The 13,145-nt window shown below is 67.8% G+C and carries 9 protein-coding genes; 4 read left to right on the forward strand and 5 right to left on the reverse strand.

Annotated elements, in window-relative coordinates:
- Window positions 1–111: 111 nt before the first annotated feature.
- Window positions 112–1,068 carry a sugar-binding transcriptional regulator gene (locus tag BLP96_RS08490; protein WP_089685113.1) on the reverse strand — a complete coding sequence of 319 codons (957 nt, stop codon included), beginning with the start codon at window positions 1,066–1,068 and terminating at the stop codon, window positions 112–114.
- Between the two features lie 77 nt (window positions 1,069–1,145).
- Window positions 1,146–2,147, reverse strand: a complete 1,002-nt coding sequence (gene cra, locus BLP96_RS08495) for a catabolite repressor/activator (RefSeq protein WP_089685114.1) — start codon at window positions 2,145–2,147, stop codon at window positions 1,146–1,148.
- A 208-nt stretch (window positions 2,148–2,355) separates the two neighbouring features.
- On the opposite strand from cra, the gene ptsP reads away from it, so the two are divergent.
- The 4 genes from ptsP (at window position 2,356) to pgi (ending at window position 9,912) form a co-directional block, all read left to right on the forward strand.
- The gene (gene ptsP / locus BLP96_RS08500; RefSeq protein WP_089685116.1) at window positions 2,356–5,223 is read left to right on the forward strand and encodes a phosphoenolpyruvate--protein phosphotransferase; all 2,868 of its coding nucleotides are present in this window, start codon (window positions 2,356–2,358) and stop codon (window positions 5,221–5,223) included.
- Window positions 5,223–6,197, forward strand: a complete 975-nt coding sequence (gene pfkB, locus BLP96_RS08505) for a 1-phosphofructokinase (protein WP_089685118.1) — start codon at window positions 5,223–5,225, stop codon at window positions 6,195–6,197. Before ptsP ends, pfkB begins: the two co-directional genes overlap by 1 nt.
- The gene (locus BLP96_RS08510) at window positions 6,194–7,942 is read left to right on the forward strand and encodes a PTS fructose-like transporter subunit IIB (protein ID WP_089685120.1); all 1,749 of its coding nucleotides are present in this window, start codon (window positions 6,194–6,196) and stop codon (window positions 7,940–7,942) included. Before pfkB ends, BLP96_RS08510 begins: the two co-directional genes overlap by 4 nt.
- A gap of 281 nt (window positions 7,943–8,223) precedes the next feature.
- Window positions 8,224–9,912, forward strand: a complete 1,689-nt coding sequence (gene pgi, locus BLP96_RS08515; protein ID WP_245682203.1) for a glucose-6-phosphate isomerase — start codon at window positions 8,224–8,226, stop codon at window positions 9,910–9,912.
- A gap of 191 nt (window positions 9,913–10,103) precedes the next feature.
- On the opposite strand, the gene BLP96_RS08520 is transcribed toward pgi, so the two are convergent.
- From BLP96_RS08520 to zwf, 3 genes are all read right to left on the reverse strand, one after another.
- A complete protein-coding gene (locus BLP96_RS08520) occupies window positions 10,104–10,766 on the reverse strand; it encodes a bifunctional 4-hydroxy-2-oxoglutarate aldolase/2-dehydro-3-deoxy-phosphogluconate aldolase (protein ID WP_089685122.1) in 663 nt (220 codons plus the stop codon).
- 34 nt (window positions 10,767–10,800) lie between these two features.
- A complete protein-coding gene (gene pgl / locus BLP96_RS08525; protein WP_089685125.1) occupies window positions 10,801–11,469 on the reverse strand; it encodes a 6-phosphogluconolactonase in 669 nt (222 codons plus the stop codon).
- 81 nt (window positions 11,470–11,550) lie between these two features.
- Entirely contained in the window at window positions 11,551–13,047 is a 1,497-nt protein-coding gene (zwf, locus tag BLP96_RS08530) for a glucose-6-phosphate dehydrogenase (protein WP_089685127.1), read from the reverse strand.
- Window positions 13,048–13,145: the final 98 nt, after the last annotated feature.

Consider the following 13,145-nt stretch of genomic DNA (forward strand, 5'->3'; position numbering starts at 1 on the left):
TCGACTCGCTATGCCGCTATTGATCATTTAAATCAAAGCGTGAACAAATGATCGAACAAGACCCCAAAAAAAGCAAAGCCGCCAAGTTAGACTTTAGGACGAGACAGGCCTTCAGTCCGCGCTCTCGACGATCAGCCGTGCCGCCCCCTCGTCGGTGACCAGCCCCTTGAGCCACCCCCCGCGCAGGGCCGCACTCAGGGCCGCCCCCTTGTCGCGCCCGCCGGCCACGGCCACCAGTGGTCGGTCACGGAAGATGGACAGCGGAAGACTGGTCACACGACGCGTGATGGAACAATCGATGACCTTGCCGTGCCGGTTCAATGGCCACCCCAGGAGTTCGCCCACCGCCCCACCGGAGATCAACTCTTCGAGCTCTTTCTCGCTGATGAAGTGATCCTGGAACAGGGTCGCCTGACGGTCGATACGCCCGACCCCGATGAAAGCGGCCTCGGCTTGGCGCGCCACTTCCGCCACCGAACGATACAGGCGCTGTCTGCACAGGGCATCGCTCTCTTCCAGCGAATCCGCAACCACTGGCGCCGGCAGCAGGAAACGCTCTCCACCGGTCTTGTCCGCCAGCACCATGACCCCGTCATAGCGGTTGGAGGAGCCATCGCGGGCCACGTTGCCGACCAGGGAAACGAAGCGGTGCTGGGGACGATCGATGCGACTCAGGGCCTCGACCATGGCGCGCACGGCACGACCGGTGCCCAGCGAGAGCGTCAGCGGCTCGGTACGGTTCAGATAGTGGGAAAGCCGCTCGGCCGCCGCAACGGCCAGGTAACGTGCACTGTTGGCCGAAGCATCGTCCGGATCGGCGGGAACGACGTCGCAGAATTCCAGCCCATAGCGTTCGCACAGGGCCTCGGAGAGCGCCATGCAACTGGCGATCGGATGATCGATGTGGACCTTGACGAGACCTTCCTGCCGAGCGAGAGCCAGCAAGCGCTGCACGCCCGGCCTCGACACACCGAGCTGGGCAGCGATCTCGTCCTGGGTACGCCCACCGACGTAGGACAGCCAGGCCGTCCGGGCAGCCTGATCCAGCCTTCTCTCGAACTTGTCCACGATGCGCCACCCGAAGCCAACCTGAAGTACCAGGAATCATCGCAAGCCTGAACTCCCGGTACAACGGCTGCCGCCGGCTACTCCACCGCCAGCCGCTCCGGCAACCGCCAGCGCAGGGTGCGTGGCACCATCTGCTCGCCGGCCCGGTAGTCGCCACGCGCGGCGGCCAAGGCGGCGGTGAGCGTCGCGGCGGCAATGCGATCGTAGTCCTGCACCGCCGAGTTGATCGGCAGCGGCAGGAAGTCGAGCAGGCGGCTGTCGCCGAAGGTGGCCAGGCGCAGCCCCTGCGGCAGGCCGCCCTCCTCGAGCAGCACGTCGAAGACGCCGTCGAGCAGCGTGTAGGACGCCGTGACCAGGGCGTCTGGCAATCCATGGCGGTCGAGCAGCTCGCGCATCCGCCGCGCCCCTTCGGCGCGGTCGTAGCGCTCGGCGCACAGGATGACCGGCTGCAGGGAGCGTCCCGCCAGCGCCCGTTCGAAACCGGCGCGCCGCTCACCGGTGATAGAGAGCGCCGGCACGGCATCGAGCCAGGCCACGCTCGCGACCCGTTCATCGAGCACCGAGCGGGTCAAGCGCTCGGCGGCCTCGCGGTCGTTGCTCACCACGCTGGCGAAGTGGGCCGGGTCGAAGCCGCGGTCCACCGCCACCACCGGCAGGCCGTCGGCCATCAGCTCACGATAGAAGGGATCGTCCTGGGGCAGGCAGCTCGCCGTGATCAACACCTCGCAGCGCTGGGCGCGCAGCGCCGCAGCCAGGTCGCGCTCCGCTTCGGGCCGGTCGTCGGAACCGACGATCAGCAGTTGATAGCCCTGCTCCCGGGCGCCGCGCTCCAGGCGCTTGGCCAGCCGCGCGTAACTGACGTTCTCCAGATCGGGAACGATCAGCCCCAGGGTTCGACTCGAGCCCCGACGCAGCGCCGCTGCCTGGGCATCCACCCGGTAGCGATGCTGACGCACCACGGCCATCACCCGCTCGACGGTGTCGGGGCTGATGCGCCGCTCCTCGGCCTTGCCGTTGATGACGTAGCTGGCGGTGGTACGCGACACGCCGGCCAGGCGCGCGATTTCGGCGAGTGTCATGGTCTTCCTCATTGCCAGGAAACCCAGTTTACGCGACTCATCGGTCTCCCCGCCCCCTGCCAAAGTCTAAGATGGCTCGCCTTGCCAAAATGCATGAATCGATCCAGCATTGAATCATAGCAGGTGACACGATTCAGCCCACCGTCAACGACTGCCGCTGCCGGCACCCGAATGCCACCCATGGCGAGCCGGCATAGAGGAGAGCCCCATGTTGACCCTACGCCCGGAAGACATCCGGCTCGGCTGCCAGGCCTCGGACTGGCGCGACGCCCTGGACCAGGCCGCCGAGGCACTGCAAGCCGCCGAACTGGTGGCGCCCGCCTATCGCGACGGCCTCTACGCCCGCGAGGCACAGTCTTCCACCTATCTCGGCAACGCCATCGCCATTCCCCACGGTACCGCCGAGAGTCGCGAGCACGTGCGTGCCACGGGCATCCGCGTACTGCAGTTCCCCGCTGGGGTCCAATGGCACGACGGCGAGCGCGTCCATGTGCTGGTGACCATCGCCGCCCAGAGCGACGAGCATCTCGACATCCTGCGCCAGCTCACCCACGTGCTCGACGACGACAGCGTCGCCCAGCGCCTGGCCGCAGCCGAGTCGGCCGCTGCGGTGGCACGGCTGCTGTCGAAGTCCGCGGTCGAGGCGCGCCTGGACGCCGACACCCTGTGCTTGAACTTTCCCGCGCACGACGTTCGCGAACTGGCGCTGGCCGGTGCCGCTCGGCTGCGCCAGCTCGGCTGCGTGGGCAGCGACTTCGTCGCCGCAGTGGCCGAGCACGCCCCGGTGCGCCTGGGCCAGGGGTTGTGGCTGGCCACCAGCGGCCGCGGGGTCGAGACGCCGGCGCTCGCCCTGGCAACTCCCGAAACGACCCTGCGAGAGGCGGATGAGGCGGTCACTGGGGTGTTCAGCCTGGCCGCCGACGGCAGCGCTCACAAGAGCCTGCTGGAGCGCCTCTTCGCTCTCCTCGAGAGCGGCGCCGGCCAAGCGCTGCGCGGCGCCGATGCCGCCACCGTGCTGGCGCGTCTCTCCGGCGAGTCCACCACGGCCCACACCCGGCTGGCCCGCGTGCTCAACGCCCATGGCTTGCACGCCCGCCCCGCCAAGCAGCTGGTGCAGGTGGCCCGCGAACAGGCCGTGCCCGTTCGCGTGCGCCTCGCCGAAGCGGGCGGCCAGCCAGTCTCGGCCACCAGCCTCACCAAAGTGATCAACCTCGGTGCGCGGCGCGGCCAGCAGCTCGCCTTCTCCGCCGAGGGCGAGGACGCCGAGGCGGCGCTGACCGCGGTGTGCGAGGCCGTGTCGAGCGGGCTCGGCGAAGCGGTGCTGCCCTTCGACGAAAGCCGCGAACACGTCGCTCCGCGAGAGGACGACGCCCCGCCGCCCGAGCCACTGCCCGCCGACGAGCCCCACCCCGGCGTGGCCGCCTCGCCGGGGCTGGCCATCGCTCCGGCCTTCGTGCTGCAAACGCCGCGCTTCGACTATCCGGAGCGTGCCGACGACCCCGTCGCCCAGACCCAGCGCCTGGAGTCGGCGATCCGCGAGGGCGCCGAACAGCTCGAGGCGCTGGTCCGCGAGGCCCGCGGCGGCGAGGTCGCGCAGATACTGGCCATGCACGAGGAGATGCTCCAGGACGGCGAGCTGCACCAGGCAGCCCGCGAGGCGATCGGTGAAGGCGCCTCGGCCGAAGCCGGCTGGTGGGAAGCCATCGAGACCGCGGCCCAGGCCCAGGAGCGGCTCGCCGACCCGTTGCTCGCCGAACGCGCCGCCGACCTGCGCGACGTGGGGCGCCGCGTTCTCGGCATCTTGTGTGACGTCAAGCTGCCCGACCCGCCGGACCATCCGTACATCCTGGTCACCGACGACATCGGTCCCTCCGATGTGGCGCGACTCGACACCCGCCGCGTACGCGGCCTGCTCACCGCCCGCGGCGGCGCCACCGCCCACAGCGCCATTCTCGCCCGAGCGCTGGGCATCCCCGCCGTGGTCGGCGCCGGACCGCGGGTGATGACGCTCGAGGGCGGTACCGAATTGATCCTCGACGGCGAGCGCGGGCGCATCACACCGGCCCCCTCCGCCGAGCGGCGCGACGCTGCACAGCAGCGCCTGGCCGAGCGCGAGCGGCGCGAAGCCGAGGCCTGGGAGGCCCGCTTCGACGAGGCACGCACCCGCGACGGCCACCGCGTCGAGGTGGCCGCCAACCTGGGCAACACGGCCCACGCCGCCGATGCCGTGGCGCGCGGCGCCGAAGGCATCGGGCTGCTGCGCACCGAGTTCCTGTTCATGGCCCACGCCAAGCTGCCCGATCTCGACACCCAGATCGCCGAGTACCGCGAGGCGCTCGATGCCCTGGACGGCCGGCCGCTGGTGGCGCGCACCCTGGACGTCGGCGGCGACAAGCCGCTGCCCTACTGGCCGGTACCCCAGGAGGCCAACCCCTTCCTCGGCCTGCGCGGCATTCGCCTGACCCTGACCCGTCCCGAGGTGCTCGAGACCCAATTGCGCGCCCTGCTGATGGCCGCCGCCGGCAAGCCGTTGCGCATCATGCTGCCGATGGTCAAGGACGTGGCGGAGTTTCGCACCGCCCGGCAGATCGTCGACCGCCTCCTCGAGGAAATCCCTGCCGAGCAGCGCGCCAGCGATCTGCAACTGGGCGTGATGATCGAGGTGCCTTCCTGCGCCCTGCTCGCCCCGAGCCTGGCCGCCGAGGTGGACTTCTTCTCGGTGGGCACCAACGACCTCACCCAGTACACCCTGGCCATCGACCGCGACCATCCTCAGCTCTCCGCCCAGGCTGACGGGCTGCATCCGGCGGTGCTGCGACTGATCGAGATGACCGTGCAGGCCGCCCATGCCCACGGCAAGTGGGTCGGGGTGTGCGGCGAGCTGGCCAGTGACGCCACCGCCGTGCCGGTGCTGGTTGGCCTGGGCATCGACGAGCTCTCGGTGAGCGCCCGCCAGGTGCCGCTGGTCAAGGCGCGCCTGCGCGAGTTCGACTGCGAGGAGGCACGCACTCAGGCCGGGCTGGCGCTGGCTCAGGCCACCAGCGAGGCGGTACGCAACGTCCTGGAGGTGCGCTGATGGCCCGCGTGCTCACTCTCACTCTCAATCCGGCGCTGGACCTGTCGATCGGCCTCGAGCGACTCGAGCCCGGTGCGGTCAACCGCACTCGAGAAACCCACCTCGATGCCGCCGGCAAGGGCGTCAACGTAGCACGCGTGCTGGTCGCGCTGGGGCACGACGTCACGGTGTCGGGCTTTCTCGGCGCCGACAACGACGGCCCCTTCCTGCGCGCCTTCGAAGCGTTGGGCGTGGAGGACGCCTTCCTGCGCGTGCCCGGCGAGACGCGCATCAACGCCAAGCTCGCCGAGGCCGACGGTCGGGTCACCGACATCAACGGGCCGGGGACGACCATCGGTGAGACTGCCTGGCAGCGTCTGCTCGACGGCCTCGATACGCGCCTGGCCGATCCTCGCCGCCGACCCGATGCCGTGGTGATCGCCGGCAGCCTGCCACCGGGCGTGACCGCGGAGAACCTCGCCAGCCTGGTCACCCGCCTGCGCGGTGCCGGGCTGGCGGTATGGGTCGACACCAGCGGCGAGGCGCTCACCGCCGCCATCGCCGCTCGCCCCACCGCGGTCAAGCCCAACGAGCACGAACTGGCTGCCTGGGCGGGACGCCGCCTGGAGAGCGTCGAGGCGCGACTCTCGGCCGCACTGCGGCTCTACGCCGAGGGCATCGAGGAAGCGCTGATCTCCGCCGGCGACCAAGGGGTGCTGTGGGTCAGCCGGCGCGGCGCCTGGCAGGCCATGCCGCCGCGCCTCGCCGTGGTCAGCACGGTAGGCGCCGGCGACACCCTGGTCGCCGCCCTGCTGCACGGCGTGCTCTCGGGGCACACCGCCGAGCAGACTCTGCGCCTGGCCACGGCACTTTCCGCCGAGTCCGTCCGTCACGTCGGCGTGGGCGACCCCCACGCCGCCGACTTCCCGCAACTCCAACAGCAGACCCGCGTACGGCGCCTCAACGACGTCGATGCGGGGGGAGCCTTCGCATGAACGCCATCCTCGTCACCGCCTGCCCCAGCGGCATGGCCACCACCTTCCTCGCTGCCCGCCGTCTCGAACAGGCCGCCGGCCGCCTCGGCTGGCAAGTGGAAGTCGAGATGCACAGCGAACTCGAACCGCTGACCCCGGTCAGTGCCGAGGCGATCGCCGCCGCCGACCTGATCGTGATCGCCGCCGACCACGTGCCCGCTCCGCAACGCTTTGCCGGCAAGCGACTCTTCCAGGCACCCATCGACGCGGCGCTGCCCGACCCGCAGGCCTTCCTCGAACGCGCTAGTCGCGAGGCCACCGAGTACGCGCCGCCAACCGAGAGCGAGGCGCCGCTGACCCAGCAGACCACCGCCCATCGGGACGCCGGCCGCAAGATCGTCGCCGTCACCGCCTGTCCCACTGGGGTGGCGCATACTTTCATGGCTGCGGAATCGCTGAGCGAGGCCGGAAAATCGCTGGGCCATGCGATCCGCGTGGAAACCCAGGGCTCGGTGGGCGCCCAGGACGCCCTCACCGACGAGGAGATCCGCGACGCCGACGTGGTGATCCTGGCCTGCGACATCGAGGTGGATCCCACCCGCTTCGCCGGCAAGCGCGTCTACCGCACCTCCACCGGCAACGCCTTGAAGAGACCCAAGCCCACCATCGAGGCGGCGTTGGAGCAGGCCACGGTGGAGAGCGCCGGCGGCAGCGGCGAGGCCAAGAAGAGCGTCAAGGAGAAGGGGGTCTACAAGCATCTGCTCACCGGCGTCTCCTTCATGCTGCCCATGGTGGTGGCCGGTGGCCTGCTGATCGCGCTCTCTTTCGTGTTCGGCATCGAGGCCTTCGAGCAAGAGGGCACGCTAGCCGCGGCACTGATGCAGATCGGCGGCGGCACGGCGTTTGCGCTGATGATTCCGGTGTTGGCCGGCTATATCGCCTACTCCATCGCCGACCGCCCCGGCATCGCCCCGGGCATGATCGGCGGCATGCTCGCCTCGGAGATCGGCGCCGGCTTCATCGGCGGCATCCTCGCCGGCTTCCTGGCCGGCTACGTGGCCAAGGCGGTAGCGCAGCACGTCAAGCTCCCTTCCAGCGTCGAATCGCTCAAGCCGATCCTGATCATCCCGCTGGTGGCGAGTCTGGTCACGGGACTGGTGATGATCTACGTGATCGGCGAGCCGGTGGCGGCCGTCCTCTCGGCGCTGACCGCCTTTCTCGAGACCATGGGCTCGGCCAACGCCGTGCTGCTGGGCATCCTGCTCGGTGCCATGATGTGCTTCGATTTGGGCGGGCCGGTCAACAAGGCCGCCTATACCTTCGGCGTGGGCCTGCTGGCCTCCGAGACCTACGGCCCCATGGCGGCGATCATGGCCGCCGGCATGGTGCCGGCGATCGGCATGGGCATCGCCAGCCTGGTAGCCAGGTCGAAGTTCTCGGATCCGGAGCGCGAAGCCGGCAAGGCGTCGTTGGTGCTGGGCTGCTGCTTCATCACCGAGGGCGCCATCCCCTTCGCCGCCAAGGACCCACTGCGGGTGATCCCCATGAGCATGATCGGCGGAGCGATCACCGGCGCGCTCTCCATGCTGATCGGCGCCCAGCTGATGGCGCCCCACGGCGGGATCTTCGTGCTACTGATTCCCAACGCCATCACGCCGGCATTCCTCTACCTCGGCGCCATCGTCATCGGTTCGCTGGTCACCGGGCTCGGCTATGCTGCGCTCAAGCGGAGTGCTGCGCCCGTCGCCGTCACCGCCAACGCTTGATCCGGCAACGTCATGGGCAGGCCGAGGGCCGCCCATGATGTTTTATTACTAGAAACCGGCGAGGCTTTCGATGGCTTCGCCTTGTACGCCCAGTCTTGTAGTATTATTACATAAACGGCATCTTGGAGAGTCTTTGCAAAAGTCACGAGCGACGACCAGGCCAGGCGGAATCAGTCGAAGAAAGGACCGAGCTCGCGCGCGAGGATGATTCCAACACGGCATGGGCGAGCGCAGTCGTTCGCAACCACTCTCTTACCGACTCAACACCTTGGAGCGCCCCCATGTTCCACCTGACCCGCAGCGTTACCTGGCAGGCGCTCGAGCGCCTGCACGCCGAGACCGCCAACGACCGCATCCGCGACTACTTCGCCGCCGATCCCGAACGCTTCGACAAGATGAGCCTGCGCGTCGGCGGACTGTTCCTCGACTACTCCAAGCACCAGGTCTCGGAAGACGTGCTCGACACGCTCATCGAACTGGCCGAACATTCGGCGCTGGTGCAACGCCGCGCACAGATGTTCTCCGGCGACATCATCAACGTCACCGAAAATCGCCCGGTACTGCACACCGCCCTGCGCACCCTGGGCGAAGGGCCGCTGATGGTCGACGGCAAGGACGTGATGCCGGAAATCCAGCGTACCCGAGAGCAGATCCAGCGCTTCTCGGACGCGGTTCGCAGCGGCGAATGGACCGGCTACAGCGGCAAGCGCATCACCGACGTGGTCAACATCGGCATCGGCGGCTCCGACCTGGGGCCCAACATGGCCTGCCGGGCGCTGCTCAAGTACCGTCATCCCGATCTCAGCTTCCATTTCGTCTCCAACGTCGACGGCACCCACATCCAGAAGGTGCTCAACCGCCTCGACCCGGCCACCACCTTGTTCATCGTCTCCACCAAGACCTTCTCCACCCAGGAGACGCTGCTCAACGCCAAGACGGCACGCCGCTGGTTTCTGGAGAACGCCGGCGAAGACGCCGACGTGGGCGCCCACTTCATTGCCGCCTCCACCAACAAGACCGCGGCCATGGAGTTCGGCATTCGCGAGGAGAACGTCTTCGAGTTCTGGGCCTGGGTGGGCGGGCGCTACTCCATGTGGTCCTCCATCGGCCTTCCCATCGCGCTCTCCATCGGCTTCGACGGCTTCATGGAACTGCTCGAAGGCGCCTACGAGATGGACCAGCATTTCCTCAAGGCCCCGTTCCGCGACAACATGCCGGTGCTGATGGCGCTGATCGGCATCTGGTACATCAACTTCCACGGTGCCGAGACCCACGCCATCGTTCCTTACGACCAGGCTCTGCACCAGCTGCCCTCCTTCCTGCAACAATTGGACATGGAGTCCAACGGCAAGTCGGTGGACATCTTCAACCAGCCGGTGGACTACAAGACCGGCCCGATCGTCTGGGGGCAGACCGGCTCCAACGGCCAGCACGCCTTCTTCCAGCTGCTCCATCAGGGCACCCGCTACGTGCCCATCGACTTCATCGCCTCGCTCAAGCCCGAACCGGGCTTCGAGGATCACCATTTCGCCTTGCTCACCAACATGCTGGCCCAGGCCAACGCCTTCATGGAGGGCAGCCAGAAAGGCGGCCAGCTAGACCCTTACAGCTGCCCGGGCAATCGCCCTTCCAGCACCCTGCTGCTCGACGAGCTGACGCCCAAGAACCTGGGAGCGCTGATCGCGCTCTACGAACACAAGGTGTTCGTGCAGGGGGTGATCTGGAACATCAACTCCTTCGATCAGTGGGGCGTTCAGCTCGGCAAGCAGATCGCCGGCGAGATCAGCAGCCGCATCGACTCTCGAAGCCAGGACTTCGACGCCTCCACCCAGGGGTTGCTGGCACTGGTGCGCGGTCATTTCCACGACAGCGCAGCCGACGACAGCGATGCCGATCCAGCCGACACGGGCGATACCGTGGGCGGCAAATCGGTCAAAAAGCAGCCGCACAAGAGACGCTCTCGCTCCTGAGCGACCGGGGCAGAGGGCATTGCGGCTCTTGCGTCGGGGCGTCGAGCCGCCGGAGGACCGGCTTGCCACAGAACCCGCTGATGTGCGGGACCGCGGGGGAGGACGATGCATCTTGCATCGAAAAAACCCGGCCGATGAGGCCGGGTGCAAAGGACGGCCAGGCCGTCACGAGAGCATGGGAAGGAAAACCTTCAGTGGTGAAAACGCTCCGCCACCTCGCGCGCGAGCTGGCGAATGCCGTTCCAGTCCTCGGCGGCAACCAGCGACTTGGGGGTGAGCCAGGAGCCACCCACGCACATGACGTTCTTCAGCGCCAGATAGTCTTCGGCATTGTCGAGATTGATGCCGCCGGTGGGGCAGAAGCGCGCTTCGGGAATGGGGCCGGCGAAAGCCTTGAGCGCCTTGACGCCACCGCTGGCCTCGGCGGGAAAGAACTTGAAGCGCCGATAGCCGTACTGCCAGCCGGCCATCAGCTCGGAGACGGTGGCCACGCCGGGCAGCATCGGTACCGGGCTTTCCACGCCATAACGATAGAGCGCCTCGGTGGTGCCGGGCGTGACCACGAAGTCCGCCCCCACCCGTTCGGCCTGACGGTACTGCGCCGGCGTGAGCACGGTACCCACGCCGACGCTGGCCTGGGGCAGCGCCTCGTTGATGCGGCGGATCGCCTCCAGGGCGCAATCGGTGCGCAGGGTCACCTCCAGCACCGTCAGGCCGCCGTCCACCAGGGCACGGGCCAGGGGCACGGCATCTTCCACCCGCTCGATGGCCAGCACCGGGATCACCTCGGCCTTGAGGCAGATGCTGTCGAGCTCGGTGGTGCGCGTGGATGGCAGCTGTTTGTCGATGGTCATGGCAAGCACTCCAGAAGCGTTCGGCGGTGATCGGTCAGGGGGCCCAGTAGACGGCCAATGGGCAGGAAAGAAAGGCGCGAATCGGCAACTCGCGAGTGTCGTCGCCCGTGAGCGCCTGCGCCAGCGCGGCGCGCTTGTCGTCGCCGGTGATGTGCAACAGGTGGCGGCGCGCCTGATGCAGGCGGTCGGCACTCAAGGTGATGCGCGGCTGGGGCTGGCTGGGCGTGCGCACCGCCACCGCCGGTTCGGTGGTGGAAAGCGCCAGCGCGAGCTCGGGACTGTCAGGAAACAGCGAGGCGGTGTGGCCATCGCCGCCCATTCCCAGCACCACCAGACTGGCCGGCCAGGCCAGGCGCTCGAGCCGACCGGCCACCTCGGTCACCCCCTCCTCGGGGGTGGCATGGTCGCTGGTCAGCGCCACGAAGGTTGCGGCAGCCGCCGGTCCCTGCAACAGGTGCTCGCGCACCAGGCGGGCATTGCTGTCGGCGGCGTCCTCGGCCACCCAGCGTTCGTCGGCGAGCGTCACTTCGACACGCTCCCAGGGCAGTTCGGCGGCAGCGAGCGCCTGAAAGAAGGGTACTGGCGTGGAGCCGCCGGAAACCACCAGCAGCGCACGCTCATGGCAAGCCAGATCGGCACGCAGCGCGGCGGCCGCCGCTTCGGCGAGCTGCTCGGCCAGTTGCTCACGGGGGGATGCGTTCATGTCAGTCGTCCTCGTACCGGCCGTTGGCGTCCTGAACGGTGATGGCGGTTGCGAGAGTATGGCGTCGGCCTCTCTCCCTCATCAGTAGTCTTCGTACCAGCTGCGGCCATCCTGGGTGATCATGGCAATGGAGGCGACGGGCCCCCAGGAGCCGGCCGGATAGCGGCGCGGCGCCTCGCCCAGGTCGTGCCAGGCCTCGATCAGGCCGTCGCACCAGCGCCAGGCGTGCTCCACTTCGTCGCGACGCACGAAGAGATACTGCCGTCCCTTGATCACCTCGAGCAACAGCCGCTCGTAGGCATCGGGAATTCGCGTCTTGGGAAAGGCGCTGTTGAAGTCCAGGTGCAGTGGGCCACGACGCAGCCGCATGCCCTTGTCCAAACCACTGTCCTTGGTCAGCACCTCGAGCGCGATGCCCTCATCGGGCTGCAGGCGGATCACCAGCTTGTTGGCGGCCAAGTTGCGCTGATCGGGGTCGAAGATGTAATGCGGCTGCTGGCGAAAGTGGATGACGATCTGCGAGAGCTTCTCGGGCAGGCGCTTGCCGGTGCGGATGTAGAACGGCACCCCGGCCCAGCGCCAGTTGGCCACCTCGGTCTTCATCGCCACGAAGGTCTCGGTGTCGCTGCGCCGGTTGGCGCCTTCCTCCTCCAGGTAGCCCGGCACGCTGGCTCCGTCGATGGTGCCGGCGATGTACTGGCCACGCACCACGTCGCGCCCCAGAGACGCCTCGCTGAACGGCTTCAGCGCCTTGAGCACCTTGACCTTCTCGTCACGGATGGCGTCGGCATCGAGATTGGCCGGCGGATCCATGGCGATCAGGCAGACCAGCTGCAGCAGATGGTTCTGAACCATGTCGCGCAGCTGGCCCGCCTCATCGAAGTATCCCCAGCGCCCCTCGATGCCCACCTTCTCGGCCACGGTGATCTCCACGTGGGAGATGTGGTTCTGGTTCCATTGAGTACCGAACAGCGGGTTGGCGAAACGCAGTGCGATCAGGTTCTGTACCGTCTCCTTGCCCAGGTAATGGTCGATGCGGTAGATGCGCGACTCGGGAAAGACTCCACCGATGGCATCGTTGATCTCGGCCGAGGAGTCGAGGTCGTAGCCGATGGGCTTCTCGACCACCACACGGCTCGCCTCGTCGAGGCTGCCGCTGGCTTCGAGGTGCCGGCAGATATCGCCATACAGGTTCGCCCCCACCGCCAGGTAGACCACTAGCGGCCGTTCCGCTCCCTCCTGGCGCCACTCGCGGATCGCTGCAAAGCCCTCCTCGGTGGTGAAGTCGAGCTGACGATAGTCGAGACGAGCCAGGAAACGTGCCAGCGTCGCACGCTCGAGCTCGGCGGCCTTGACGTGGGTCGCCAGCGCCGCCTCCACCTCCTTGCGAAACGCTGCGGCGTCCAGTGGCTGGCGCGCCAGTCCCAGCACGCGCATGTCATCGTCCAGCAGCCCTTCGCGATCCAGATGGTAGAGTGCGGGATAGAGCTTGCGCTGCGACAGGTCGCCCAAGGCGCCGAAGAGCGCCAGATCGATGGCGGAAGCGCTCTCCTCGCTTGACCGCATGGCTGCGTTCATACCGACTCCCATCTGGTTAATTTACCAAAAAATGTACGCCATAATAGCGTCACCGCGCAATCATAGACGTAATCTTACCAAATAAAAATCTCCGCCTG

Origin of the sequence: Billgrantia gudaonensis (assembly GCF_900100195.1) — a bacterium.
GTDB classification, from domain to species: Bacteria; Pseudomonadota; Gammaproteobacteria; order Pseudomonadales; family Halomonadaceae; genus Halomonas; species Halomonas gudaonensis.